The organism is Achromobacter sp. SIMBA_011 (assembly GCF_046535435.1).
Lineage (GTDB): Bacteria > Pseudomonadota > Gammaproteobacteria > Burkholderiales > Burkholderiaceae_B > Achromobacter > Achromobacter dolens.
Genome location: NZ_JAWRWN010001133.1, coordinates 1 through 240 on the forward strand (window position 1 = coordinate 1; position 240 = coordinate 240).

Sequence of the window (240 nt, forward strand, 5' to 3'; positions counted from 1 at the left end):
GTCGCCGGAACGCGGCGACGCCTTCGCCCACGCGACGAACGCATCGGCCTCGCGCTGCGCATCGGCCGCATCGAACGCGTTCGGATCGATCAACACCGACAGCATGCCGTTGACGATCGCGCTGGTCTTCTGCAACGTGCCGTCGTAGGTCGTATGCCCGCCGACGAGTGCGCCGCCGAACACCTCGCACATCGCGGCGAGCGCATAACCCTTGTGCAGCCCGAACGGCAGCAGCGCGCC

At 68.3% G+C, this 240-nt stretch carries 1 protein-coding gene; it reads right to left on the minus strand.

Annotation, left to right across the window (positions count from 1 at the left end; all coding sequences use genetic code 11):
* The coding region (locus SB816_RS34575) for an Ldh family oxidoreductase (RefSeq protein ID WP_410548570.1) at positions 1-240 on the minus strand (240 nt) is incomplete at both ends.